Origin of the sequence: Tsukamurella sputi (genome assembly GCF_007858445.1) — a bacterium.
Taxonomy (GTDB): Bacteria; Actinomycetota; Actinomycetes; order Mycobacteriales; family Mycobacteriaceae; genus Tsukamurella; species Tsukamurella sputi.
The window spans coordinates 121,362-145,968 of record NZ_VIGV01000005.1 but is presented as its reverse complement, the minus strand read 5'-3'; the positions used below and the strand labels follow the sequence as shown (position 1 = coordinate 145,968).

The following is a 24,607-nucleotide window of genomic DNA, read 5'->3' as shown; positions in this document are numbered from 1 at the left end:
CAAGAATAGGGGGTCGACCAGCGCCGCGGCGAGCGGCATTGCGATGGTGAAGATCAGCCGGCGAAGCCGGTGAGCGGCCACCCGCCCGCTGCGAGCTTCGAGGCGACCTGACGCAGGTCCTCGTCGTTCGGCTCGGACTGCGTGACCTTGGTGATCGCGGCCTCGATCTCCTCGCGGTGCACCTCATCGGGACGGTTCGCGAGGATGCGGCCGATGACGGAGTTCACCTCGTCCTCCGTGAGCTGCTTCTTGAGCAGGGCGAGGAGGGGGAAGTAGTCCTTCGGCGGCACACCCTCGGGGTAGCCGGCGCGGAGCCAGTCGAGGACCTGGGTGAGGACGCTGTCCTGCGTGTTCTCGGTGGTCATGTGCCTGCCCCTACTTCTTCTTCTCGAACCACGGGTAGATGTGCTCGAAGGTGAGCTCGTACTTGAAGCCGGACGCGACGATCATCGCGATGCCGAGGAGCACCGCGGCGACGACGATGACGAAGGCGATCACGGCGAGCACGTTGCCGAGCGGGTTCGGCTGGTGGACGGTGCCGTCCTCCTGCTCGTGGCCGTTGCCGATGGCGAGGCCGCGAACACCGACGGCGAACAGGGCGGGGAGACCGGCACCGAGGATGAGGCCCACGAGGAGGACCTTCCAGACTGCGCTGAGGGCGAGGGAGATGGTTTCCATGTCTTAGACCTTCGCAATCTTCTCTTCGGCGGCGGGAGCGAGAGCGTTGGTCTCGTCGTCCCACTCGGCGTTGACGTTGTTGGAGTCGACCTTCTGCTGCTGCGCGCGCCAGTACATGTAGCCGGACAGCGCGACGAGGATCACGAAGGCGACCAGCGGGCCGGCCAGCGTCGGGATCTTGGCGGCGATGAACCACATGATCGCGCCCACGACCGCGGCGGCGGGGAGGGTGATGACCCAGGCGGCGACCATGCGGCCGGCGACGCCCCAGCGCACCTTGGCACCGGGCTTGCCGACGCCGGAGCCGAGGATCGAGCCGGTGGCGACGTGAGTGGTGGAGAGTGCGAAGCCCAGGTGGCTCGAGGCCAGGATGATCGTGGCCGACGAGGCCTCGGCGGCCATGCCCTGCGGCGAGCTGATCTCGATGAGGCCCTTGCCCAGGGTGCGGATGATGCGCCAGCCGCCCAGGAAGGTGCCGAGGGCGATCGCGACGGCACAAGACACCTTGACCCAGAACGGGACGCCGTGCGTGTCGTGCCAGGCGAACAGTCCGGTGGAGTCGGGGGTGGAGGCGCTGTAGCCGATCAGGGCGAGGGTGATCACGCCCATGGTCTTCTGCGCGTCGTTGGTGCCGTGGGCAAGCGAGACGAGCGAGGCGGTGCCGATCTGGCCCCAGCGGAAGCCCTCCTCGGTGAACCGCTCGGCCACGCCGGCGACGATCCGGAAGATCAGGAAGGTGCCGACCGCAGCGACCAGGCCCGCGACGACGGGTGCGAACAGCGCGGGCATGATGACCTTGCCCACGACACCGTCGAGCTTGCCGTGGCCGACCCAGACCACACCGGCGCCCGAGGCGAGGGCGGCACCGATCAGGCCGCCGAACAGCGCGTGCGAGCTGGAGCTCGGGAGGCCCAGCAGCCAGGTCAGCAGGTTCCAGACGATGCCGCCGATGAGGCCGGCGAGCACGATGATCAGCAGTGCGCGGCCGTGCTGGGCGGTGAACTCCGCCTTCGGCGAGCCGTCCTTGTTCTGGATCTTGATCACCGCGTTGGTCACGGTGAGTGCGACCTCGACGGACAGGAAGGCGCCGACCAGGTTCAGGATCGCCGACAGGCTCACGGCCGTCTTCGGCTTCAGGGCGCCGGTCGCGATGGACGTGGCCATCGCGTTGCCCGTGTCGTGGAAGCCGTTGGTGAAGTCGAAGGCGAGCGCCGTCACGATCACCAACAGCAGGATGATGAGTTCGCTGTTCATGAGGAAATAGTGCGGTCTCGGATGCGTTTCCACCAAACAGGTGAGACGGGTCCGACATCCTTCTGACCTGCAGGTTCGTCATCGTCCGGCGAGCGTTCACCAGATGTTCATTCAGGGCGCTCTCAGAAACCCCTGGTCGTGTCCGATTTGTTCTTATCGGGCGGTGTCCCGCGGGGGCGCCTGGCGGCCCGCGACTACTATTCGCCCATGGCGACTTTGGATATCCGGGTGCTGGGCCAGGTCTCGCTCTCCGTGGACGGTGCGCCCAACGAGGTGTCGGGCGTGAAACCGCGTTCGGTGCTTGCGCTGCTGGTGATGAACCGGGGGCGCGCCGTCACCGTCGACTCGCTGAGCGAGCAGGTCTGGGACGGTAATCCGCCCGCGTCGGCGCGCGCCAGCCTCCAGGTCTTCGTCAGTGGACTGCGCAAGGCGCTGCGCGGGCCGGGTGCCGGGTCGGGCCTCGACGGCCTGCTGGTGACCTCCGGCTCGACCTACCGCCTCGACCTCGAGCCGGAGCAGTCCGACATCGGCCGGTTCGAATCCGCCCGCCGACGGGGCGCCGAGCTCGCCGCCGCCGGACGGTACGACCAGGCCTCGCTCGCCTTCGCGTCCGCGCTGTCGGAGTTCCGCGGCGACGCCGTCGCCGACCTGCGCGGCCTGCAGTTCGCCGATAACTTCGCGATCGGCATGGCTGAGGAGCGCGCCGCCGTGCAGTCCGCGATGTACGACTCCGAGATCGCGGCCGGTCGCGCCGCGTCGGTGATCGGCGAGCTCCGCCGCCTCGTCTCCGAGCATCCGCTGCAGGAGCCGCTGTGGGGGCAGCTCATCACGGCGCTGTACGTCACCGGACGGCAGGCCGACGCCTTGGAGGCGGCGCGCGAACTGCGGCGCACCCTCGCCGATGAGCTCGGCGCCGATCCCACGCCCGCGCTGGTCGAACTGGAGGGCAAGGTGCTGCGGCAGGAGCAGCTGGCCTTCGCCGTCGCCCGGCCCGCTGCCGTGCCCGGTGACGCGCGCGCCTTCGAGAAGACCGAGACGGACGTGACGGTCGCCGGAACCGGCCCGCGCGGCACGCTCACCGCTGCCGACGGCACGGAGTACCCGGTGCACGGCGAGGTCCGCCTGGGCCGTCTGCCCGACAACGACATCAGCATCGACGACACCAAGGTCTCCCGCGAGCACGCCGTCATCACCGGCTCCGTCAGCGGCTTCGCCGTGCGGGATCTGCAGTCCTCCAACGGGACCTACGTCGGCGAGCGCCGCGTCTCCGGGCAACACCCCCTGTCCGACGGTGACCAGCTCACCCTCGGCCGCACCACGTACGTCTTCCGCGTACTCGAGGAGTGATTCTGCGCCACCACGGGAACGAGCCGTCGTTCTGCGCACTAATGAAATCGTGACCTCTGGTGCCACAACGGACATGAGGCCGTGCGCGGTGGCCGCGCGGCTGACGGGGCCGCACACATCTTTCGAAGCGTTCTGCGACGAATCCGTTCCGTGGCGTCGCAGAACGCTTGGAAAGATGTGGCGCTACGGTGGGCGGATGATCAACGGGGCGCACATCATCCACTACTCCACCGACGCTGACGCCGACCGTGCGTTCCTTCGCGACGTACTCGGTGTCGACGGGGTCGACGCAGGCCAGGGCTGGCTGATCCTGCCGCTGCCCGCGTCGGAGATCGCAGTCCATCCCACCGACGGTCCGCCGAAGCAGGAGCTGTACCTGATGTGCGACGACGTGGCCGCTGAGGTGGCCGAGCTCGATGCGAAGGGAGTGGAGACCGCGCCGATCACGGACCAGGGGTGGGGCCTGCTGACCTCGCTGACGCTTCCGGGCGGCGGTGCGATCGGGCTCTACCAGCCGCGCCATCAGCGCGCGCACGGCTGACGGGGCGACCCGCGCGAGGCCGTTTCAGGGGCCCGACGTCCTCACCCGTCCGCGAGCAGGACGCTCAGGCGGTCGAGATCCTTCGTCATCGCGGACTTCATCGCGAGCGTCATGACCGGCGTTGCGATGCGGGCGAATCCGCTCGGTGTCCCACGGTTGCGCAGCCGCATGAGGGTGCCGCCGGGGACGGTCTGCCAGGTGTACGTGGTCTCCATCGGGAACGGCCCGTCGGTGGTGCGCATGACCATCCGCTCGCCAGGGACGAGCTCGACCACCTCGTACGTGTAGGCGAGCGTCCGGCCGAGGAACTTCGCCTCGAAGTCCATGCGGGAACCGACCGCGACCGGCGGTTCCGTCCGCCATCGGACGGTGCGGATGTTGGAGTACCAGAGCGGTGCGTTCGACGGATCGCCGGCGAAACCCGCCACCTCCGTGCGCTCGGCGGCGATCACGCGCTCCACCGCCACGTCGACGTTCATGGAGGGACGATAAACCGCCGCGCGGGTCGTCGCTCGATCAACCCTTGAGCTCGGTCGCCAGCTGCACCGCCGACTGTTGATCAGCGAGGCCGGTGATCTGGACCGGACTGCCGAAGCCGTCGCGAATCACCGGAGCGGTGAGTACCCGTCCTGCGTGCACGAACGCGAGCTGTGAGCCGACGTGTGTGGCGGTGTAGCGGCGCAGCATCTCCGCCGCGCCCGGATTCAGTGTCACCGTGACGACCCACTGGCCGCCCTGGGGCCGATCCGCGGTGGCCGCCCGCGGGGTCGTCGTGAGCGCTGCGGCGGACAACGCGTAGACGGTGCGGTGGTCCGGCCCACACGCGCGGAAAGCCTGATCCGGGCGGGGGTTCTGCGGGACCAGCCGGCAGGGCAGGTCCGACGGTGGCTCGGCCACGGTCGCGTGCCGGAACTCCAGGGTGGCCTTGGGGGTCGCGTTCGCCATCGCGCCGGGTCCGACGATGCCGCTGGTGATGGTGCCGAGGGCCACGCAGGTGGCGGCCGTGAAGCTCAGTCCGCGTCTCATTGTTATCCCTAACTACGACTGTCCCGAGGCTACACCCGGGCCCTCGCACTCAGGGGAGTTCGCCGGGAACCGGCTGCTGCGCCCAGGCGAGCGCGAAATCGGCGACCTGCTCCCATCCCGGTTCGCCGCAGGTGTAGTGGCTGCGGCCGGGGAACTCCTTGTACGCGCTGATCGCCGACGAGCCCTTCGTGTTGCGGCGGTAGTTCTCGTGCTGCACGGCGGGCGGCAGGATGTGGTCGTTGCCGCCGGCGACGAACAGCAGCGGCGCCCGCTCGCCGTTGCGGAAGTCGTAGCTGGTCGCGGCATTCGGTGTGAAGTTCGCGAGACCGCCCTGGAAGACGATCCGGCCCGACACGGGGATGGCGTACCGGTCGTACACCTGCTGCGACTCCGCTTCCGACAGGTTGTTGGTGAAGGCGTAATGGAACTGCGACGGGGTGATCGGCACGGCCCGGCCACGGTTGAGCGGGTTCGCGAGCACGGGGAGCGTGGCACGGATCGTGGTCAGCGGCAGGGACAGCACGCCCTTGACGGGACCGCCGTCGATGGAGACTCCGGCCGAGCCGTAGCCGCGGCCCACGAGGAGCTCGGTGAAGGCGCCGCCGAAGGAATGGCCCATGATGATCGGCTTCGTATCGAGGCCTTCGATCACCTCTGCGAGGTGGTCGACGACCTCCTGGACGCCGAGGCCGGCGAGGGGTGACGGGTCGCGGCGGATGGCCTCGACTCCCTCGGGTCCCTGGCCGATGCCGGGGTAGCCGGGGGTGATCACCCGCAGGCCCTGCTTCTCGTAGTGGGCGACCCAGTTCTGCCAGGAGACGGGGGTCATCCAGAGGCCGTGGATCAGGACGACGGTGTCGGTGGTGGTGTTGTTGTTCGTCATGCCGATAACGCTAGGGGCGGGACGGGCCGCGCGGAATGATCGCGCCGCTCGGAAACTGTGCTGAAACGCTCAGGGCTGCGGGTGTCGGGATGCGTCCCGCCAGTCGCGCGGCGAGGCGCCGTATTCGCGGGCGAACGCACGGGAGAACGCCGGCTCGGAGGCGTAGCCGACCGCGTGCCCGATCTCGCCGACGGGTGCAGCGGTGCTCGCGAGGCGCTCCGCGGCGAGCCGCAGCCGCAGCTGCGCGAGGTAGCGCCCCGGCGACTCGCCCATCAGCCGCCCGAACCGGGCGGCGAAGGCGGCGCGGGACATGCACGCGGTGGCGGCCAGATCGTCGACGGTCCACGGCCGTTCCGGATTCCGGTGCATCGCCGTCAGTGCCGGCCCGAGCGGGCGGTCGAGCGCGGCGGTCAGCCAGCCCGCGATGCGGGGCGCGTCGTCCCGCGCGGACCAGGCGCGCAGCGCTCGGATGAACAGGAGGTCGAGCAGGCGCGAGACCATCGCCCGGGAGCCCGCGCTCGGGTCGTCGAGTTCGACGGCGAGCAGCCCCGCCGCGATCGGCAGCCACTCGTAGCCCGGCTCGGTCCCGTGCAGCACGATCGTCGCGGGGAGGACCTCGAACAGCGTTGCGGCGGAGCGCTCCTCGATGACGATCCGGCCGCTCATCCAGGTGCCGCCGTCCGGGGCGCGCAGGCCGTGGGCGGCTCCTGTGGCGAGCAGGGCGAGGTCGCCGGGGACGAGGTCGATGCGGTCACCGTCGTCGACGGTGAGGCGGACGGTGCCCTCCTGGACCAGGTACAGCATGCGGTCGCCGTGGTGCCGCAGTTCGAGGCCATCGGTGCTGCGCTGCAGCGCCAGGTCGTCGCCGTGCAGGCGGATGAGGTCCAGCAGGTCGGACAGCGCGTCGACGGACCCGTCGAGCGGCGACATCCCGGGCGCGGTCATGGCGCGAGGCCGTCCAGGCCGGCGCGCAGGGCGGCGACGGCGTCGTCGGAGCTGCGCGGTCGGCGCACGGCCATGCGGGAGAGCCACCGCAGCTTGTCGCCCGAGAAGCGGGGGATCACGTGCAGGTGCACGTGGTCGACGGTCTGCATCGCCACCCGGCCGTCGTTGACGACGAGGTTCACGCCGTCCGCGTCGAGCGGCCCCGCCTGCGCCGCCCGGCCCAGTCGATGGCCGAGCGCGAACATCGCGGTGCCGTGCGCACCGTCGAGCCCGGACAGCCTGGCGGCGTGGGCCTTCGGCACCACCAGCGTGTGTCCGGGGCTGAGCGGGCGGACGTCGAGGAAGGCGATCGTCTCGTCGGTCTCGGCGACGACCGCCGCGGGAGCCTCGCCCGCGACGATCGCGCAGAACACGCAGCCGGACACGGGCTCAGTAGTAGTACGGGAAGGGCGACCAGTCGGGGGCGCGCTTCTCCAGGAAGGAGTCGCGGCCCTCGACGGCCTCGTCGGTCATGTACGCCAGGCGGGTGGCCTCGCCGGCGAAGAGCTGCTGCCCGACGAGCCCGTCGTCGGGCAGGTTGAAGGCGTACTTGAGCATGCGCTGGGCCTGCGGGCTCTTGCCCAGGATCTTCGCGGTCCACTCCAGCGCGACGTTCTCCAGCTCGTCGTGGTCCACGACGCGGTTCACCGCGCCCATGTGGTGCATCTCCTCGGCGCTGTAGGTCTCGCCCAGGAAGAAGATCTCGCGCGCGAACTTGTTGCCCACCTGCTTGGCCAGGTAGGCGCTGCCGTAGCCGGCGTCGAAGCTGCCCACGTCGGCGTCGGTCTGCTTGAACTTCGCGTGCTCGCGGCTGGCGAGGGTCAGATCGCAGGTCACGTGCAGCGAGTGCCCGCCGCCCGCGGCCCAGCCGTTGACCAGCGCGATCACGACCTTGGGCATGAACCGGATGAGGCGCTGCACCTCGAGGATGTGCAGGCGCCCGCCCTCGGCCTTGACGCGGGCCTCGTCGACGCCGTCCGCGGTCGCGGCTTCGACGTCGGAGTCGTGGCTCGTCGCGTACTGGTAGCCGGAGCGGCCGCGGATGCGCTGGTCGCCGCCCGAGCAGAACGCCCACACGCCGTCCTTCGGCGCCGGGCCGTTGCCGGTGAGCAGCACCGCGCCGACGTCGGCGGACCGTCGGGCATGGTCCAGCGCACGGTACAGCTCGTCGACGGTGTGCGGGCGGAAGGCGTTGCGCACCTCGGGGCGGTCGAAGGCCACGCGGACGGTGCCCTGCTCCTTGTGCCGGTGGTACGTGATGTCGGTGAGGTCCTCGAATCCGGGGACCGGCTGCCACAGCTCCGGGTTGAAAGTCACGTGATCGACCTTACTGTTCCGGATCGCCCCGGAAGGTGCCGGTGGCGCGCTCCCGGGCGTAGAATTACTTAAGTGATCGAATCAATTATCGCGCTCGGGGTACGCAGCAGCGAGATCTTCCGCATCTCGTCCGAGGGGGCCGTCACGACGGTCCGCCGCGGCGAGCGCGGCGAGAGCCCCGACGGGGTGGTCGTGGACGGCGGGCGCCTGTACTGGACCACGATGGGCCGGCCGGAGGTCGGCGAGGGGGAGGGCGAGGCCCGTCTCGACTACTCCGCCCGCACCGGGGGCGTGCACTCGGCGGAGCTCGACGGCACGGATGCCCGGGATCTCACCGAGCCGGGCGCCGTCACCACGGGCAAGCAGCTCGCGACCGACGGTGCGGGGCGCCTGTACTGGGGCGACCGCGAGGGCTGCCGCGTGAGCAGCGTGCGCGTCGACGGCACCGGCCTGGCAGACCTCGTCGTCAATGAGCCGCAGCCCGATCGGATGGCCGAATGCGTCGGCGTCGCCGTCGATCCCGCACGCGGACACCTGTACTGGACGCAGAAGGGCCCGGCCAAGGGCGGCCGCGGCCGGATCCTGCGCGCCGCGCTGGAACTCCCCGCGGGACAGTCGCCCGCGACCCGCACCGACATCGAGGTGCTGTGGGACGGCCTGCCCGAACCCATCGACCTCGAGATCGTGGGCGACCGCCTGTACTGGACCGACCGCGGCGCCGAGCCCGCGGGCAACACCCTCAACCGTGCCCCGCTGCCGGGCCCCGGAGGGCCGGGCACCGGCCCCGAGATCATCGCCGGTGGTTTCGCCGAGGCGATCGGACTCGTCGTCGACGAGGCCGCCGGGCTCGCCTACGTCTCCGACCTCGGCGGCCGCATCCACCGCGTCGCCCTCGCCGACGGTGCGACCGAGGTGTTCGCCGACCTCGGCACCCCGATATCCGGAATCACCGCGGTGCATCGCACCGCATCGGACCAGGAGGCCCACGCATGAGCTACGCCCACGCCTTCGACGCGATCAAGCACCGTCCCGTCGCCGTGGTCGGCGCCGGCACCCTCGGCCGCCGCATCGCCCTGATGTTCTGCAGCCGCGGCGGCGAGGTCCGCATCCACGACCCGAACGCCGAGCAGGCGCGGGCCGCCGTCGACTACGTCGCCGAGACCCTGCCGGGCCTGGTGGCGGACGGTCGGGCCGGTGCCGTGGGACGGGCCGTCGCGCACGACGACCTCGCCTCCGCGCTCGACGGTGCCTGGCTCGTCGTGGAGGCGGTGCCCGAGCGGCTGGACATCAAGATCCCGCTGTGGGGCGAGATCGACTCCCTCGCACCGGCCGACGCGATCCTCGCGACCAACTCCTCGTCGTACGCCTCGCGGCTGATGAACGAGAAGATCGCCGACAAGAGCCGCTTCTGCAACATGCACTTCTACATGCCGCCGCGCGCCAACGCTGTGGACCTGATGTCCGACGGCGAGACCGCGCGCGAGGTGCTGGACACGCTGGAGGCCGTGCTCCCGGAGTTCGGCGTGCTGCCCTTCGAGGCGAAGAAGGAGAGCACCGGCTTCATCTTCAACCGGATCTGGGCGGCCGTGAAGCGCGAGTCGCTGGCCGTGGTCGCCGAGGGCGTGGCCACCCCGGAGGACGTGGACGGCATGTTCAAGGCCAACTGGCACATGCCCGCCGGCCCGTTCGCGATGATGGACGGCGTGGGCCTCGACGTGGTGCTCGACATCGAGAACCACTACGCCGCAGAGAATCCGCACCTTCCCGAGGGGCCGCGTCGGCTGCTGCACGAGTACGTCGACAGCGGCCGTCTGGGAGTCAAGACCGGCGAGGGCTTCTATCGCTACGACGGGAGCGGCGGCCGCGCCTAGGCTGGGCGTCGTGGTGGACGTCGACGAACTGGTGGCCGCGGCCCGCGTGGTGCGGCTGCCGATGCGGGTGCGCTTCCGCGGGATCACGACCCGCGAGGCGCTGGTCTTCGCGGGGCCGGCGGGGTGGGGCGAGTTCGGGCCCTTCCCCGAGTACGAGGACGCCGAGGCCGCGCACTGGCTGCGCGCGGGCATCGAGGCCGCCTACGAGGGCCTGCCCGCGCCGCTGCGCAGGACGGTCGAGGTCAATGCGACGGTGCCCGCAGTCCCCGCCGACGGGGTGCCCGCGGTGCTCGAACGGTTCCCCGGGTGCCGCACCGCGAAGGTGAAGGTCGCGGAGAAGGGGCAGACCCTCGACGACGACCTGGCCCGTGTCGCGGCGGTGCGGAAGGCCATGCCGGGCGGCGCGATCCGCGTCGACGCCAACGGCGGGTGGACGGTGCCGCAGGCGTACGAAGCGATCACCCGGCTCGTGGCCGACGGTCCGCTGGACTACGCCGAGCAGCCCTGCGCGACCGTCGAGGAGCTCGCCGAGGTGCGCCGGCGCGTGGACGGCTCGTGCGACGTCGCCGCCGACGAATCCATCCGCCGTGCAGAGGATCCGATGCGGGTCGCGGAGCTCGGTGCCGCCGACGTCGCGGTGGTCAAGGTCGCGCCGATCGGTGGTGTGCGGGCGGTGCTCGCCGTCGCCGACGCGCTGAGAGCCGCTGCGGGAGTGCGGGTCACGGTGTCCTCGGCACTGGACACCGCGGTCGGACTGTCCGCGGGCATCGTCGCCGCTGCGTGCATCGAGGACGGCAACGCGGCGGGCCTGGGGACGGGCGGCTTCTTCACCGCCGACCTCGGCGAGCATCCCCTCGTGGACGGTGCGCTGGCGGTCCGCACCGTCGTGCCGACCGCGGAACGGCTCGCCGCGGTCGAGGTCTTCGGGGAGCGGCGGGATTGGTGGCTCGAGCGTCTGCGCCGCTGCTACGCACTGCTGCCGCAATAGGACACGCGCGGTGGGATCGCCGAGGAGCTACTTCCAGGGGGCGTAGGCCCAGCCCATCACCGTCGAGCCGGGGGCGAGGTCGGGTTCCGGGATGATCTGGATCTGTGAGCCGTCGCCCCAGCCGCGGGACAGTCCCTGGACGCCGCCGCTGAGGTAGGTGCCGTTCCCGAGCGAGATGTCCACGTGGTAGCCGTAGTCGCTCTGGGAGAAGACGAGCGCGCCGCGCGGGGCGGGCAGATCGTCGTGACCGAGTCCCTTCGCGACGAGGTCCTCGTAGAACGACCGTGCGGTGTCGTGCGGGATGCCCGTGGTGACGGTGCGGCCGAACGCGAAGTCGACGAAGTCCTCGCAGCCGTACTCTCCGAACTCGTCGGTGTGCAGCAGCGTCATCCCACGGGCGATCGCGGTCTCGGGGGTCGCGGCCTGTGCCGTCGGCGCTCCCGCAGCGGCGACGGCGGCGACGGTCAGGAAGGTCATCAGTGCGCGCCTCATCACTTCTTTGTAGCCCTACGAATCGGACGTATCGTGCCGATTTGCGATCGGAATCTCCTGCCGATCACCTGTCAGTGGCCTCGGTTACGGTGCGGGCATGGAGAACCTGATGACGGACCTCGGCGCGGCGATGACCGGAGAGCCGGGGGAGCGCAAGCAGAAGCTCGAGGGTGTGTGGGCGCGGATCGACCCCGCGGATCACGCGGCTCGGTGCATCGCGGCGCACTACATCGCCGATGTGCAGGACGAGCTGGACGCCGAGGTCGAGTGGGACGAGGTCTCGCTCGCCGAGTCCGCGCAGGTGTCCGACGCGGAGCTGCAGGCGGTCCACCCGTCGCTCAGCGTCGCCGGCTTCATGCCGTCGCTGCATCTCAACCTGGCCGATGGCTACCGCAGGCAGGGGCGTTTCGCGGAGGCGGCGGATCGACTGCAGACCAGCCGGGAGTTCGATTTCGCCCTCGATTCCGCGATCGATCCGGCGTACGCGACCACGATCCGCGAGCTGCGCGAGGTGATCGCCGCGAAGCTCAGAGCACGCGACCGAAGCTGACCGTGAAAGAAGGTTGCCGATAGACCTTTAAAGGTCTATCGTGGGGGAGGTTGGATGTGGAAGGTTGATGTCGAACTCATTGCTGAGTGGCTGACTTCGCTTGACCGATCGTCTCGCGAGCAGGTCGTCGCGGCGATCGAACTGCTGGCCGAGCACGGACCGAGGCTGGGGAGGCCTCTCGTGGACACGGTGGTCGGATCCAGGCACCGGAACATGAAAGAGCTCCGGCCCGGGTCGTCGGGCCGTTCGGAACTGCGGATCCTGTTCGCGTTCGATCCGCGGCGTGAGGCGATCATGCTGGTCGCAGGTGACAAGTCGGGCGAATGGAAGCGCTGGTACCGGGTGAACATCCCGGTCGCGGATGACCGCCTCGACGAGCACGTGAAAGCGCTGGGAACGGAGTGACGGAAATGGCGATGTCCGTGGAGGATTTCCTCGTCGCGAATCCCGTGGATCGCGAGCGTGTCGACGCGCACAAGCGGCGGATGATGGCGGAGGTTCGCGCCTATCGCCTACGTGAGCTCCGCGAGCAGGCGGGGTTGACGCAGGCGCAGGTGGCGGAGCGGATCGGAGTCGGGCAACGCCAGGTCTCGAAGATCGAGCGGGGCGATCTCGACAACGCGAGAATCGGGACGATCCGCAGCTACCTCGAAGCGGTCGGCGGCGGCCTGGCGATCGAGTACGTCGTCGGGGATCAGCGGATTCAAGTCGCCTGATCCGGCTGCGTCCGCAGCGCGCGGGCGGCGTCCTCGTGCCCCTGCTCGAACAGGGCGCCGATCAGCATGGTGCGCAGCGCGCGCTTCTTGGTGGCGATATCGGCGGCGTCGGGCAGGGCGGAGTCCAGCACGGTGAAGCCGTTGATCAGGGCGACGACGCCCCGGGCGGTCGGGGGATCGATCTCGGCGCCGGCCAGTGCCGCCGCGCCCTGCGTCACCGCATCGGCGGCCCGTAGGTACTCCTCCACGAGCACCCGCGAGGCGGGGTCGCGCGCGGCACGCAGGTAGGCCTCGAGGAGCGCGAGGGATTCGTTGCCGCGCGCCTCCGAGGAGGCGGCGAAGGCCGCGATCACCTCGTCGGGGCTCGCCGAGGTGTTCTCCAGGAACGCCGACAACGCGTCGAGCCGCTCGAACTCCTCCGCGACGAAGGTGCGCATCGCCTCGTGGGTGAGGTCGTCGATGGACGCGAAGAAGTAGCCGATCGAGGTCGTGGGCAGTCCCGCGCGGGCGGTGACGGCGCGGTGGGTGACCGAGGCGTATCCGGATTCGCCGACCTGCTCGACCGTCGCCTCGAGGAGCGCACGTTTGCGTTCCAGGGTGCTCCGCCGGTGTTTGCGCTCCTCCACGCCCCGAAGTGTAGGCCGCGGAAGAAGTCTGTACAAACGTACAGACTCCGGCTATCGTCGATCTCTGTAACTTTGTACAGACTCGGCGCGTGCGCCGGAGGAGCTGCTATGACCACCGAGATCACCGACGCCTCGACCCGCGTCCACGCCTTCCGCGACGACGCGCTCGGCACCCTCGACGCCACCGGCGTCGCCGAGGCGATCGCCGCGGGCGGGATCGGCGCCGACGAGGCCGCAGCGGCCGCGACCGAGCGGATCCGCACCGTCGACCCCGCGATCCGAGCGGTGCGCTGGTGGCTGCCCGAGGGCGGCGCGGGCACGCGGACTCCGGCGGACGCCCCGTTCCACGGCGTCCCGTCGGCGATCAAGGAGAACACCGCCTTCGCGGGCCTGCCCACCACGATGGGCTCGGCGGCCCTGCCCGACACCCCGGCGCAGCGGTCCGGGCCGGTCGGCGAGCAGTTCGCCGCGACGGGGATGAACGTCCTGGTCTCGACGGTGATGCCCGAGTTCGGGATGACCGCGAGCGCGGAGTTTGCCGATCGCGCGCCCGCCCGCAACCCCTGGAACACCGACTACACCGTCGGTGGCTCCTCGTCGGGCTCGGCGGCGCTGGTGGCCTCCGGCGCCCTCCCGATCGCCCACGGCAACGACGGCGGCGGCTCCATCCGCATTCCCGCGGCGCTGAACGGCCTCGTCGGGCTCAAGAGCACCCGCGGCCGGCTCGCGGAACTGCCCGCGCTGAAGGTGCTGCCCGTCAACGTGGTCTGCGAGGGCGTGCTCACCCGCACCGTCCGCGACACCGCGCGCTACATCGCCGCGGCTGAGCGGCACCGTCGCAATCCCGCGCTGCCGCCCGTCGGGCATGTGCGTGGCCCGGGGCGGCGCCGCCGGATCGGGCTGGTCACCGAGTCGGTCACCGAGTTCGGCATCGCCGACGAGTGCCTCGCCCCGGTCCGCTCGCTCGCCGACGAGCTGGCCGGGCAGGGCCACGAGATCGTCGAGCTGACGATGGCGGACCTGCGTATCGACGGCGGCTTCGTCGACGACTTCCTGCACTACTGGGGTCTGCTCGCGGGGCTCGAGGTCGCTGCGAGTGCCGTCGAGGCCAAGGGGCGCAGCTCCTTCCGCGCCTTGGATCCTGTGACCCGCAGCCTGCTGTGGTCGGGCGTGCGCGGCGCACCGTCGATCCCGGGAGCGATCGCGCGGCTGCGTGCGGTGACCGGGAAGTACGAGCGGATGTTCGTCGAACGCGGCGTCGACGCGATGCTCTCGCCCACGATGACGAGCACGACGCCGCGGATCGGCCACCTCGATCCGGCGCTGCCCTTCGACGAGTTCATGGCCCGGACCATCGCGATGGTGGGGATCACGCCGCTGAACAACGTCTCGGGTGGCCCGGCGATCTCCGTGCCGTGCGGGTTCGACGGTGCCGGGCTTCCGCTGGGCGCTCAGTTCGCGGGGCCCGCGGGCACCGAGGCGGCGCTGCTCGAACTCGCCTACGAGGTGGAGGCGCTGCGCCCCTTCGCGCGGATCGACGCCCAGCGGGCGTAGGTCAGCGGCGGAACCAGCCGCGCTTGGCGGGCTGCTCGGCGGGCGCGGCGTGACCGTCGCACCAGTCCTCGGGGCGGACGGTGGCGCGGACCGCGTCGACGTGGGAGCCGCAGCCGGTCCAGGTGGTCTTGCCGCACACGCGGCAGGTGATCGCACTGCACATGGGGCGGACCCTACACCCGCCGGCCGTCGAGGCTTTCATCCCCCCGGGGGGATGTGTCATGATCGCCGGGACGACGGCGAGAGGAACGGTCATGGCGGAATTCACGATGCGTGCGGAGCTCGACGCGCCCTACGACGAGGCGGTGGCGCGCGTGCGCGCCGGACTCGCCGAGGTCGGCTTCGGGGTGCTCACCGAGATCGACCTGAAGGCCACGCTCAAGGCGAAGCTGGACGTGGACGTCGAACCCCGCGTGATCCTCGGCGCGTGCCGACCGCAGCTCGCCCACGAGGCGCTCGGCCTCGACCCCCGCGTCGCCGCGCTGCTGCCGTGCAACGTGGTGGTCTCGGCCGCGGGTGACGGTGCATTGGTCGAGGTGATGGACCCGGACGTGATGCCCGAGTTCACCGGCACCGCAGCGCTGTCCGGGGTCGCGGCCGACGCGCGCGAGCGGCTCGGCCGGATGCTCGACGGACTGCGCGCGTGAGGCTCCCGGACGAGGTGGCCAAGCCGGTGCTCACCCGGCTCAAGCGCGCCCACGGCCACCTCGCGACGGTGATCCGCATGCTCGAGGAGGGCGAGGAGTGCGAGGACGTGCTCACCCAGCTGGCGGCCGTGAACAAGGCGCTGGGGCGCAGCGGGTACGCCCTCGTCGCCACGGGGCTGCAGCACTGCATCGCCACCGAGGGCCCGGAGAACGTGGACCAGAAGAAGTTGGAGAAGCTCTTCCTCGCGCTCGCGTGACGTGCCGGTCCCGCGAGCGCGAGGCGCTCGCTAGTGCAGCTCGTCGACGGTCACGGTGAAGTCCTGGGCGCGCAACCGCTCGGCGAGCACGTCGCCGAGCGCGACGGCGGGGGTGAGCACGCCCGCGTACGCGGGCAGGGGTGCGCCGCCGCGGGCGGAGTCGCCGTCGAGCGCGAGCGCCAGGCTGGACTCGCCCAGCATGACGGCCGTTCCGCTGTAGCCCGGGTCGAGCTTCGCGCCGATGGTGGAGCGGTACCGGCGGCCGCCGGTGGTGCGGGTGTAGACGTCCGCGATGAACGAGCCCTTGGCCTGCGAGGCCTCGCTCGGGCCCTCGCCGGGCGCGGGGAGGACGCGGTCGAGGACGGGGCGCAGCGGCTTGATCGCCAGCGCCGCCATGCCCACGGCGAGGGCGCCCTGCACGGCGCGCGCCGCCACCGCCGAGACGATGCCCGGGCCGGGCACGGCCATGGTCTCGCGGTAGCTGAACGTCGGCCCGTAGGCGAAGTCGAGCAGGCCGTTCGAGCGGCGCACGACGCGGGTGTTGTAGCTGGCCATGAAGAACGGCGCGAGCGTGCCGGAGAGCGACGGGTCGACGTCCTTGCCGCTCACGGTGCCCAGGTCGCTCCCGGGCCGGGCGTCGGTCTCGCGGCTGTGATCGACGCTGAGCGAGTGCGGGCGGCCGGCGACGCGCCGCGCGTCCCGGTCGGTGCTCACCTCGTCGGCCAGGCCGATCGCGGAGGCGATGGTGCCGCCGCTCGCGCCGCCGCGGATCGAGCGGATGACCAGCGTCGTGGAGCCGAGGGTGCCGGCACCGTCGGCCTTGGCCTTCTCGTAGAGGAGGAAGGTGCCGAGGTCGGACGGGATGGAGTCGAAACCGCAGGAGTGCACGATCTTCGTGCCGTTCGCGACGGCTTGCTCGTGGAACTTGTCGATGGAGCGGCGCGCGAAGAGCACCTCGCCGGTGAGGTCGGTGTAGTGCGTGCCGGCGTTGACGCACGCGCCCACGACCGTCTCGCCGTACTTCGCGTAGGGGCCGACGGTGCTGCACAGGACCGTCGTGCGGGCGACCATTGAATCCAGTGTCGAGGGGCGATCGACGTCGGCGACGACGATGCCGAAGTCCTTCGCCTTCTCGCCCAGGCTCGCGCGGAGCTTCTCCAGCTTGGCCTCGGTGCGGCCGGCGAGGGCGATGCGCACGCCGTCGGGCGCGTGCTTCGCGAGGTGGCGCGCCGTGAGCTCGCCGACGAAGCCCGTCGCGCCGAAGACGATGATGTCGAATTCCCTGGTACCCGCAGTCATGCCGCGATGTTAGCAGTGTTCGCTTGGGCGGTGCATGGCCCGCATCACACGCCGGTCGGCACGGGGGTGTCGTCCGCGCGCCGCGCCCGGAACCGCTGGAAGCCTCGCGCCGCGGCAGGCGCGAGGAAGAGCATGAGCAGAACCCGGATGAGCTGCGCCGCGACGACGAAGGTGATGTCGACGTTGGACGACGCGGCCACCGCGAGCACCGCGTAGATCCCGCCCGGCGTGGTCGCGAGGTAGCCGTCGAGCGCCGAGACGCCGGTCATGGCCGACAGCGCGAATCCGAGCCCGGCGCAGCCGACCCCGACGCCGATGATCAGCAGGACCGCCCACGGCAGCAGGCGCGCCATCGACCGCAGGGACTCGCGCGTGAAGCCGACGCCCGCCTGCCAGCCGATGACGAGGTAGCCCGCGGCGACCAGCGCCCACGGCACCGTCGCGCCCGCGGCGACACCGGACAGCGACAGTGCGGCGGACGCGACGAGCGGGCCGAGGAGGCCGCCCGCGGGCAGCCTGGTTGCCAGCCCCACGGCCAGGCCGCCGCCCACGCACGCCACCGTGAAGCCCAGGTCGAACCACCACGGCCGCGCCGGGCCGGAGGCGACCGACGACGACCCGGGCGTGTGCGGGTACAGCGCCGCGACCAGCGGCAGGGAGACGGTGACCAGGGCGACGCGGAGGTACTGGACGACCGCGACGACCTTCTCGTCGCCGCCGAGTTCCCGCGCGATCGCGACGAGCCCCGACGCGCCTCCGGCGACGAGGGCCAGCGAGCCGGTGATCGAATCCGTATCGCGGTGCCGCCCCAGCAGCGCGCCCGCGCCCACCGACAGCAGCAGCGTGGCGAACCCGACGAGCAGCGCCGCCGGCCAGCGCGAGCCCAGCGCTGCGACGGTGTGCGCCTGCATGAGCGTGCCGATGTACGCGCCGAGGACGCCCTGCGCGACCAGCTGCACCGGGCGGGGGATCGGGCCGGGCGCGCGGCCCAGCAGCGCTGCGATCACCGCGCAGGCGAGGGCCGCGAACAGGGGTGCGCTGGGGACGCCGAGGGCGATCAGCGCGGCCGAGGCGGCGCAGGAGGCAACGATCAAGCCCGTCCACCTCGTCCAATCGCTTCGCACAGCTACAAGTATCTGCTTGTCGAAAGCTTCGCGCAACTCGCGAAATGCGCAAAAGTATGAAGTAAACTCTTGGTATGTCCGATGTCAGCGAACTCCGCTACGGCGTCCACTCCCTGAGCCGGGAGATCCGCGCCCACCGTCGACCTGGTCCGCTCACGGAGACCCAGTACCTCGTCCTCGGCAGCCTCGACCGCGGCGGCCCGGCCACCCCCGTCGAGCTCGGCGAGGCGCACCACGTGCGCGCGCAGACCCTCACGCCCGCGCTCAACGCCCTCGCCGACGCCGGGCTCGTGCGTCGCCGCCGGGATGAGGAGGACCGTCGGCGGCAATACGTGGAGCTCACCGACGAGGGACGCGCCGTGATCGCGGAGGACCGCGCCGTGCGCAACGCCTGGCTCCAGGCGGCCATGGCCGAACGCCTCACCGACCTCGAACGCGGCGTGCTGCTGCTGGCGGGTCCCGTCCTGGCGAAGCTGGCGGACGGGTGAGGCGGTCGTAAGGTGGTCGGCATGCACGAGAGCACCGGCGGCGCGCCGAACCCGTCCACGCTGCAGGCGCGCGTGATCGTGGACGAGCTGGTGCGCGGCGGCGTGACCGACGTGGTTCTGTGCCCCGGCTCGCGCAACGCGCCGCTCGCCTTCGCCGTCCACGCGGCGGACAAGCGCGGCGACCTGCGGCTGCACGTGCGCATCGACGAGCGCACCGCCGGCTTCCTCGCCGTCGGCCTCGCGTCGGCCTCCCGGCGTCCCGTTCCGATCATCATGACCTCCGGGACGGCGGTCGCGAACCTCGCGCCGGCCGTCTACGAGGCCAACTACGCCCGCGTCCCGCTGCTGGTCGTGAGCGCGAACCGGCCCTACGAGCTGCTCGGGTCGGGCGCGAATCAGACCGTCGAGCAGTTCGGCATCTTCGGCACGCAGGTGCGTGCGTCGTTGTCCCTCGGGCTCGCCGAGCCGGGTCTGGACCGCAACTCGCAGTGGCGCAGCGCCGTGTGCCGCGCGCTGTCGGCCGCCCGCGGCGCCCGCACCGGCAATGCGGGCCCGGTCCAGTTCGACATCCCGCTGCGCGAGCCCCTGGTGCCCGACGACCCGTCGCCCGAGTTCACGCACGGCAGGCCCGACGGCGGCCCGTGGACCGTCGCGCCCGTCGCCACGCTCGACGTGCCGCTCCCGATCGACCTCACGCCCGACACCGTCGTGATCTCCGGGCACGGCGCGGGGGAGAACCCCGCGCTCACCGGACTGCCGACGGTCGCCGAGCCGACCGCACCCCGGCCGGAGAACGCCCTGCATCCGTGGGCCCTACCTGCCCTCAAGCCGCGGCAGGCCATCATCTGCGGCCGCCCGACACTGCACCGCGAGGTGAGTGCGCTGCTCGCCGACCCCGAGGTCACCGTCTACGCCGTCACGACCGGCCCGCGCTGGCCCGACGTCTCCGGAAACGTCGCCGCGACGGGCACGCGCGTGCTGCCCGTCGGCGAGCCCGACGGTGCCTGGCTCGCCCGGTGCGCGGACGCCGACGCCGCCGCGCGGCGCGCGGTGGCCGAGGGCCTGGACGCGGAACCCGTGACCGGCCTGCACGTCGCGCGGGCGGTGTGCGCCGCGCTGCGGTCCGGCGATCAGCTGGTGGTCGGCGCCTCGAACCCCGTGCGCGACATCGCGCTCGCCGGCGACGTCCCGCCCGGCGTGCGCGTCCTGTCCAACCGTGGCGTCGCGGGCATCGACGGCACCGTCAGCACCGCCATCGGCGCCGCGCTCGCCTTCCCGGAGCGACGCACCGTCGCGCTGATGGGCGACCTGACCTTCGTGCACGACGCCTCCGGGCTGCTCATCGGGCCCGACGAGCCGCGGCCGGCGAACCTCACGATCGTGGTGGCCAACGACAACGGGGGCGGCATCTTCACCCTGCTCGAGCAGGGTGACGAGCGCTACGCGGGCGAGGAGTACGACGGTGCTGCCGCCCGCGTCTTCGGCACCCCGCACGGCACCGACATCGCCGCGCTCTGCGCCGCCTACGGCGTCGAGTACGTGCGCGCGGAGCTGGATGATCTCGCGGACGCGGCCCGCGCCGACGGCCTGCGCGTGGTGGAGGTGCGCACCGAGCGGACCGGGCTGCGCGCCCTGCACGCGGGCATGCGCGCCCGCATCGCCGCCGCCGTCCCGGCCTCGGGGGATCGCGCGTGAGCCGCATCGCGCTGCGGCGCGTGCAGATCGTCCTGCTGTGCGCGGCGATCCTCATCACCGGGTTGTGCGTGGTGCTGGTGGCCGCCGCCTGGCGCGACGACCGCACCATCGACGCCGACCGCGGCACCGCGACCGCGGAGGTGCTCTCCGCCGGGCCCCGTCGCTCGACGATCAGCTTCTACACGACGGACGGCGTGAACCACAATCCGCCGCTCGGCGTGCTCTACCCCAGCGAACTCAACGTCGGTGACCGGATCCAGGTCGAGTACAGCCGGTCGGATCCGGAACTCGTGCGCGTGGCCGGACGGTCCGCGGCCGTCGCGGTGCTGCCCGCGGCCTCGGTGGCCGCCGGGACGTGGCTGGTGGTGGGGGCGATCATGGTGCTCATCGCCGTCGGCTACCACCGGGGTGAGAGTTCACCTGACGTTCCGCGCACCGTCGACCCGTAGAGAACCTCACGGTCACCGCCCCCGGTCACACTTGCCCCGTGCGTATCGCGATCGTGGCCGAGTCCTTCCTGCCGAACGTCAACGGGGTGACCAACTCGGTGCTCCGGGTGCTCGAGCACTGCCGCCGCACCGGAGCCGAGGCGATCGTCATCGCGCCGGACTCGGTCGCCGGAGAGGAACCCGCACCCGCCGAGCACCTCGGCTTCCCCGTGTACCGCGTGCCCGCGCGGATGCTGCCGAAGATCTCGTCGCTGCCGATCGGGCAGCCGAACATGCTGATGGTCGACGTGCTGCGCGAGTTCCGGCCCGACGTGGTGCACCTGGCCTCGCCGTACTTCCTGGGCGCCGGCGGTCTGGCCGCGGCGAAGCGCCTCGGCATCCCCGTGGTCGCGATCTTCCAGACGGACGTCGCCGGGTTCGCCGGCTCCTACGGCCTCGGCCCTCTCGAGCGCGCCGCCTGGTGGTGGACGCGGCAGATGCACAAGCAGTGCGACCTGACCCTGGCGCCGTCGAGCGCCTCCGTCGCGGATCTCGAGGCGCACCGGATCCCGCGCGTGAAGACCTGGGCCCGCGGCGTCGACGCCGAGCGCTTCGCCCCGTCGCACCGCTCGGCCGCGCTGCGCGCGCAGTGGCTGGGGGACCGGCCGGACCGGCTGGTGGTCGGCTTCGTCGGACGGCTCGCCGCGGAGAAGCACGTCGAGCGGCTCGCCGGGCTCGCGCACCGCGACGACGTCCAGCTGGTCATCGTCGGCGACGGGCCGGAGCGGGCACGGCTCGAAGCGCTGCTGCCCGGCGCGGTGTTCACCGGACAGCTCGGCGGCGCCGACCTCGGCGCGGCCTACGCCTCGCTCGACGTCTTCGTGCACGCCGGCGAGCACGAGACCTTCTGCCAGGCCGTCCAGGAGGCGCTCGCCTCGGGCGTCCCCTCGATCGCGCCCGACCAGGGCGGGCCGCGCGACCTCGTCGCGCACTGCCGCAACGGCTACCTGCTGCCGACCGCCGAGTTCGCCGACCTGCTGCCCGGCGTCATCGACACCCTCGCCGATCCCGCGCTGCGCGCCCGCTTCGGCGAGGCCGCCCGCAAGTCCGTGCTCGCGCGCACCTGGCCCGCGCTCTGCGACCAGCTGTTCGAGCACTACGCCGGTGTGATCGCCGGCCCCTCCGGATTCCGCGTGGGCCGGGCCGTCTGAGACTTCGTGTAGCTTTCGGGTCATGGCAAGGGCCTCCCTGGACAAGAAACCGGGCGACGTCGCGTCGATGTTCGACGGTGTCGCCCGCCGGTACGACCGGACCAACACGCTCATGACGGGCGGCCTCGACCGGTACTGGCGCAGCCGCACCCGGCGGGCGCTCGCGCTGAAGCCGGGGGACCACGTGCTCGACCTGGCCGCCGGCACCGGCGTCTCGACGGTCGACCTCGCGCGCTCCGGTGCGTGGGTCGCGGCCTGCGATTTCTCGAAAGGCATGCTGCAGGCGGGCTCGTTCCGCCGCGTGCCGATGGTCGCGGGCGACGCGATGGCGCTGCCCTTCGCGGACGCCTCCTTCGACGCCGCCACCATCTCCTTCGGGCTGCGCAACGTCCAGGACACCGTCGCGGGCCTGCGCGAGATGGCGCGCGTCGTCCGCCCCGGCGGCCGCCTCGTGGTCTGCGAGTTCTCCACCCCGACGAACGGCGCCTTCCGCGCGCTGTACGAGAAGGTCGCGTTGGAGGCCATTCAGCTGGTCGCGAAGGGATCGTCGAACCCGGAGGCGTACACCTACCTGGCCGAGTCCATCCGGAACTGGCCCGACCAGGGCGAGCTCGCCGGAAAAGTCCGCGAGGCCGGATGGGGCGACGTCGCCTGGACGAACCTGACCGGCGGCATCGTCGCGCTGCACACCGCGACCCGCCCGCTAGGCTGAAGACGTGGAGAAGACGGTAGCCGGGGTCTCGCTGGGATCCGACGAGTTCGCGGCGGGGATCCGCGCGGACCTCGCCCGCGTCGAGCAGGTCATCGCCGACGGCATCGCCGAGGCCGACGGGTGCGTGATCGAGGAGGCCCTGCACCTCTTCCAGGCCGGCGGTAAGCGCTTCCGGCCCATGTTCACGGTGCTCTCCGGGCGCATCGGCGGCACCCCGTCCGATCAGGTGATCACCGCCGCGGCCGCGATGGAGCTCACGCACCTCGCCACGCTGTACCACGACGACGTGATGGACGAGGCGGACACGCGCCGCGGCGCACCGTCGGCCAACGCGCGGTGGGGCAACTCGATCGCGATCCTGGCCGGCGACTACCTCTTCGCGCGCGCCTCGTCGTACGGCGCCGAGCTGGGGCCGCGGGCCGTCGGCGTGATCGCCACGTGCTTCGGCGAGCTGGTCACCGGCCAGATGCTCGAGCTCAAGGGCGCGGGTGATTCGGATCCCGTGCAGCACTACCTCGACACCATCTGGGGCAAGACCGGCAGCCTCATCGCCACCTGCGGGCTGCTCGGCGCGCTGCACGGCGGCGCCACGGAGGAGACGGCGCAGCGGATGTACCGCATCGGTTCCGCGATCGGCATGGCCTTCCAGATCAGCGACGACATCATCGACATCAGCTCGATCGCGCAGGAGTCCGGCAAGACGCCCGGTACGGACCTGCGCGAGGGCGTCTTCACCCTGCCGGTCCTCTACGCGCTGCGCGACGAGGGCCCGGAGGCCGATCGCCTGCGGGAGATCCTCGTCGGCCCCGTCACCGACGACGCGCTGGTGGACGAGGCCATCGAGCTGCTGGGCCGTTCGGCCGGGATGAAGGAAGCGCAGGCCACGCTGGCCCGCTACGCCGACGAGGCCCGGGCCGAGCTGGCGGAACTTCCCGAGTCCGAGCCGCGTGCCTCGCTCGAGTCCCTGGTCACTTTCACGGTCGCCCGCCTGGGCTGAGGTTCACCCGTGCAGGGCCCCCGGAACCGCGCCGGGAATCTGATCCGCACCGCGCTGCTGCTGGCGCTGGTCGCGGGTTTCGTGATGGCCACCGGCGCGGTCTTCGGTGAGACCGCTTTCCTCCTGTCGATCGTGCTCGCCGCCGGCGTGTGCGCCTACCTGTACGTCAGCGGACCGTCGCTCCCGCTGCGCGCCATGCACGCGCGGCGCGTCTCCGAACTGCAGCAACCGGTCCTGTTCCGACTGGTCCGCGAGCTGTCGACCACCGCGCGGCTGCCGATGCCCGCCGTCTACCTCTCGCCGACCGCCGCACCCAACGCCTTCGCGACCGGCCACGGTCCGGCACACGCGGGCGTCTGCGTGACGATCGGTCTCCTCGACCTGCTGTCGGAGGACGAGCTGCGCGCCGTCCTGGCGCACCAACTGGCGCGGATCGGCGCGCGGGACACCCTCACCGCCTCGGTCGCCGGGGCGCTCGGCGCCGTGATCTGCGGTTTCGCCGGGTTCGGCTACCTCCTGGGCTTCGGCGACGGCGGCGCACGGCGCAGCCGGGTCGTCGACGCCATGCTGTCGGTGCTCGCCCCGATCGCGGGCGCTCTGATCCGCCTGGGCGTCTCGCGGACCGTCGACTACCGCGCCGATCACGCCGCCGCGCTGCTGACCGGCGCGCCCTCCGCCATGGCCGGCGCCCTGCGCAAGGTGTCCGACGGTGCCGTCCACGCACCTCTGCCGCCCGAACCCGAGATCGCCGTGCACGCCGACACCATGCTGGTGTGCCCGTTCCGCGACAGCGACCGGCTGGGCCGCATCTTCCGCACCCAGCCGCCCGTCGACAGCCGCGTCGAGCGTCTGGACGCCCTCACCGCCTGAGCACCACCCCGGCCCACAACTTCCGAAGCGTTCTGCGAGATTCCGCGACGAA

The 24,607-nt window shown here is 71.6% G+C and carries 32 protein-coding genes; 18 read left to right on the top strand and 14 right to left on the bottom strand.

Features of this window, described 5'->3' with window-relative positions; genetic code table 11:
* Positions 1-53: 53 nt before the first annotated feature.
* The 3 genes from FK268_RS16955 to FK268_RS16945 are packed head-to-tail and all read right to left on the bottom strand — an operon-like array spanning position 54 to position 1,932.
* Entirely contained in the window at positions 54-365 is a 312-nt protein-coding gene (locus FK268_RS16955) for a DUF3349 domain-containing protein (RefSeq protein WP_146436193.1), read from the bottom strand.
* Positions 366-375: 10 nt separating this feature from the next.
* Positions 376-678, bottom strand: a complete 303-nt coding sequence (locus tag FK268_RS16950) for a hypothetical protein (RefSeq protein WP_146436191.1) — start codon at positions 676-678, stop codon at positions 376-378.
* Between the two features lie 3 nt (positions 679-681).
* A complete protein-coding gene (locus FK268_RS16945; protein ID WP_146436190.1) occupies positions 682-1,932 on the bottom strand; it encodes an inorganic phosphate transporter in 1,251 nt (416 codons plus the stop codon).
* A gap of 207 nt (positions 1,933-2,139) precedes the next feature.
* Between FK268_RS16945 and FK268_RS16940 the strand changes: the two genes are divergently transcribed.
* Positions 2,140-3,279: a BTAD domain-containing putative transcriptional regulator gene (locus FK268_RS16940; RefSeq protein WP_146436188.1), complete on the top strand. Its 1,140-nt coding sequence runs from the start codon at positions 2,140-2,142 to the stop codon at positions 3,277-3,279.
* Between the two features lie 196 nt (positions 3,280-3,475).
* Complete coding sequence (locus FK268_RS16935) at positions 3,476-3,820, top strand: VOC family protein (RefSeq protein WP_146436186.1); 345 nt, start codon at positions 3,476-3,478, stop codon at positions 3,818-3,820.
* 41 nt (positions 3,821-3,861) lie between these two features.
* Here FK268_RS16935 and FK268_RS16930 read toward each other — a convergent pair whose 3' ends face one another.
* The 6 genes from FK268_RS16930 to FK268_RS16905 form a co-directional block, all read right to left on the bottom strand.
* Positions 3,862-4,299: an SRPBCC family protein gene (locus FK268_RS16930; RefSeq protein ID WP_146436184.1), complete on the bottom strand. Its 438-nt coding sequence runs from the start codon at positions 4,297-4,299 to the stop codon at positions 3,862-3,864.
* 37 nt (positions 4,300-4,336) lie between these two features.
* Positions 4,337-4,846 (bottom strand): SecDF P1 head subdomain-containing protein, encoded by a 510-nt coding sequence (locus FK268_RS16925; protein WP_146436182.1) that lies wholly within the window; start codon positions 4,844-4,846, stop codon positions 4,337-4,339.
* Positions 4,847-4,895: 49 nt separating this feature from the next.
* Complete coding sequence (locus FK268_RS16920; RefSeq protein WP_146436180.1) at positions 4,896-5,729, bottom strand: alpha/beta hydrolase; 834 nt, start codon at positions 5,727-5,729, stop codon at positions 4,896-4,898.
* Positions 5,730-5,798: 69 nt separating this feature from the next.
* Entirely contained in the window at positions 5,799-6,674 is an 876-nt protein-coding gene (locus tag FK268_RS16915; RefSeq protein ID WP_146436178.1) for an AraC family transcriptional regulator, read from the bottom strand.
* The gene (locus FK268_RS16910; RefSeq protein WP_146436176.1) at positions 6,671-7,099 is read right to left on the bottom strand and encodes an HIT family protein; all 429 of its coding nucleotides are present in this window, start codon (positions 7,097-7,099) and stop codon (positions 6,671-6,673) included. The genes FK268_RS16915 and FK268_RS16910 overlap by 4 nt, the downstream gene beginning before the upstream one ends.
* 4 nt (positions 7,100-7,103) lie before the next feature.
* Positions 7,104-8,030 (bottom strand): 1,4-dihydroxy-2-naphthoyl-CoA synthase, encoded by a 927-nt coding sequence (locus FK268_RS16905; protein ID WP_146436174.1) that lies wholly within the window; start codon positions 8,028-8,030, stop codon positions 7,104-7,106.
* Between the two features lie 72 nt (positions 8,031-8,102).
* Here FK268_RS16905 and FK268_RS16900 point away from each other — a divergent pair, with 72 nt between their 5' ends.
* From FK268_RS16900 to FK268_RS16890, 3 genes are read left to right on the top strand one after another with little or no spacing between them, the layout of a single operon-like run.
* Positions 8,103-9,023, top strand: a complete 921-nt coding sequence (locus FK268_RS16900; protein WP_146436172.1) for an SMP-30/gluconolactonase/LRE family protein — start codon at positions 8,103-8,105, stop codon at positions 9,021-9,023.
* Positions 9,020-9,901, top strand: a complete 882-nt coding sequence (locus FK268_RS16895; protein ID WP_146436170.1) for a 3-hydroxyacyl-CoA dehydrogenase family protein — start codon at positions 9,020-9,022, stop codon at positions 9,899-9,901. The genes FK268_RS16900 and FK268_RS16895 overlap by 4 nt, the downstream gene beginning before the upstream one ends.
* A 10-nt stretch (positions 9,902-9,911) precedes the next feature.
* The gene (locus FK268_RS16890) at positions 9,912-10,889 is read left to right on the top strand and encodes an o-succinylbenzoate synthase (RefSeq protein WP_438696000.1); all 978 of its coding nucleotides are present in this window, start codon (positions 9,912-9,914) and stop codon (positions 10,887-10,889) included.
* A 27-nt stretch (positions 10,890-10,916) separates the two neighbouring features.
* Here the strand turns inward: FK268_RS16890 and FK268_RS16885 are convergent, their stop codons facing one another.
* Positions 10,917-11,381 (bottom strand): C40 family peptidase, encoded by a 465-nt coding sequence (locus FK268_RS16885; protein ID WP_146436166.1) that lies wholly within the window; start codon positions 11,379-11,381, stop codon positions 10,917-10,919.
* Between the two features lie 97 nt (positions 11,382-11,478).
* Between FK268_RS16885 and FK268_RS16880 the strand changes: the two genes are divergently transcribed.
* The 3 genes from FK268_RS16880 to FK268_RS16870 are packed head-to-tail and all read left to right on the top strand — an operon-like array spanning position 11,479 to position 12,647.
* A complete protein-coding gene (locus FK268_RS16880; RefSeq protein ID WP_146436164.1) occupies positions 11,479-11,931 on the top strand; it encodes a hypothetical protein in 453 nt (150 codons plus the stop codon).
* Between the two features lie 54 nt (positions 11,932-11,985).
* Positions 11,986-12,336, top strand: a complete 351-nt coding sequence (locus FK268_RS16875) for a type II toxin-antitoxin system RelE/ParE family toxin (RefSeq protein WP_146436163.1) — start codon at positions 11,986-11,988, stop codon at positions 12,334-12,336.
* An 11-nt stretch (positions 12,337-12,347) separates the two neighbouring features.
* Entirely contained in the window at positions 12,348-12,647 is a 300-nt protein-coding gene (locus FK268_RS16870) for a helix-turn-helix transcriptional regulator (protein ID WP_438695999.1), read from the top strand.
* Here the strand turns inward: FK268_RS16870 and FK268_RS16865 are convergent.
* Positions 12,635-13,273, bottom strand: coding sequence for a TetR/AcrR family transcriptional regulator (locus tag FK268_RS16865; RefSeq protein WP_158636135.1), 639 nt, complete (start codon positions 13,271-13,273; stop codon positions 12,635-12,637). The two genes, FK268_RS16870 and FK268_RS16865, sit on opposite strands and share 13 nt — an antisense overlap.
* 108 nt (positions 13,274-13,381) lie before the next feature.
* Between FK268_RS16865 and FK268_RS16860 the strand changes: the two genes are divergently transcribed.
* A complete protein-coding gene (locus FK268_RS16860; RefSeq protein WP_146436158.1) occupies positions 13,382-14,827 on the top strand; it encodes an amidase in 1,446 nt (481 codons plus the stop codon).
* Position 14,828: 1 nt separating this feature from the next.
* On the opposite strand, the gene FK268_RS24690 is transcribed toward FK268_RS16860, so the two are convergent.
* On the bottom strand, positions 14,829-14,990 hold the full coding sequence (locus tag FK268_RS24690; RefSeq protein ID WP_166443497.1) for a DUF8730 family Cys-rich protein: 162 nt from the start codon (positions 14,988-14,990) through the stop codon (positions 14,829-14,831).
* A gap of 91 nt (positions 14,991-15,081) precedes the next feature.
* Here FK268_RS24690 and FK268_RS16855 point away from each other — a divergent pair, with 91 nt between their 5' ends.
* Positions 15,082-15,474: a DUF302 domain-containing protein gene (locus FK268_RS16855; protein ID WP_146436156.1), complete on the top strand. Its 393-nt coding sequence runs from the start codon at positions 15,082-15,084 to the stop codon at positions 15,472-15,474.
* Complete coding sequence (locus FK268_RS16850) at positions 15,471-15,731, top strand: metal-sensitive transcriptional regulator (RefSeq protein WP_146436154.1); 261 nt, start codon at positions 15,471-15,473, stop codon at positions 15,729-15,731. The genes FK268_RS16855 and FK268_RS16850 overlap by 4 nt, the downstream gene beginning before the upstream one ends.
* 30 nt (positions 15,732-15,761) lie before the next feature.
* Here FK268_RS16850 and FK268_RS16845 read toward each other — a convergent pair whose 3' ends face one another.
* Positions 15,762-17,030: a saccharopine dehydrogenase family protein gene (locus FK268_RS16845; protein WP_146436153.1), complete on the bottom strand. Its 1,269-nt coding sequence runs from the start codon at positions 17,028-17,030 to the stop codon at positions 15,762-15,764.
* Positions 17,031-17,074: 44 nt separating this feature from the next.
* A complete protein-coding gene (locus tag FK268_RS16840) occupies positions 17,075-18,124 on the bottom strand; it encodes an AbrB family transcriptional regulator (RefSeq protein WP_231707119.1) in 1,050 nt (349 codons plus the stop codon).
* 104 nt (positions 18,125-18,228) lie between these two features.
* Here FK268_RS16840 and FK268_RS16835 point away from each other — a divergent pair, with 104 nt between their 5' ends.
* The 7 genes from FK268_RS16835 to FK268_RS16805 are packed head-to-tail and all read left to right on the top strand — an operon-like array spanning position 18,229 to position 24,555.
* Entirely contained in the window at positions 18,229-18,642 is a 414-nt protein-coding gene (locus FK268_RS16835) for a MarR family transcriptional regulator (RefSeq protein ID WP_146436151.1), read from the top strand.
* A 21-nt stretch (positions 18,643-18,663) separates the two neighbouring features.
* Positions 18,664-20,337 (top strand): 2-succinyl-5-enolpyruvyl-6-hydroxy-3-cyclohexene-1-carboxylic-acid synthase, encoded by a 1,674-nt coding sequence (gene menD, locus FK268_RS16830; protein ID WP_146436149.1) that lies wholly within the window; start codon positions 18,664-18,666, stop codon positions 20,335-20,337.
* Complete coding sequence (locus FK268_RS16825; RefSeq protein WP_146436147.1) at positions 20,334-20,786, top strand: DUF3592 domain-containing protein; 453 nt, start codon at positions 20,334-20,336, stop codon at positions 20,784-20,786. Before menD ends, FK268_RS16825 begins: the two co-directional genes overlap by 4 nt.
* A 38-nt stretch (positions 20,787-20,824) precedes the next feature.
* Positions 20,825-21,976: a glycosyltransferase family 4 protein gene (locus tag FK268_RS16820; RefSeq protein WP_146436145.1), complete on the top strand. Its 1,152-nt coding sequence runs from the start codon at positions 20,825-20,827 to the stop codon at positions 21,974-21,976.
* 22 nt (positions 21,977-21,998) lie between these two features.
* Entirely contained in the window at positions 21,999-22,688 is a 690-nt protein-coding gene (locus tag FK268_RS16815) for a demethylmenaquinone methyltransferase (RefSeq protein ID WP_146436143.1), read from the top strand.
* 4 nt (positions 22,689-22,692) lie between these two features.
* Positions 22,693-23,685, top strand: coding sequence for a polyprenyl synthetase family protein (locus FK268_RS16810; protein WP_146436141.1), 993 nt, complete (start codon positions 22,693-22,695; stop codon positions 23,683-23,685).
* A gap of 9 nt (positions 23,686-23,694) precedes the next feature.
* A complete protein-coding gene (locus FK268_RS16805) occupies positions 23,695-24,555 on the top strand; it encodes a M48 family metalloprotease (protein ID WP_231707118.1) in 861 nt (286 codons plus the stop codon).
* Positions 24,556-24,607: the final 52 nt, after the last annotated feature.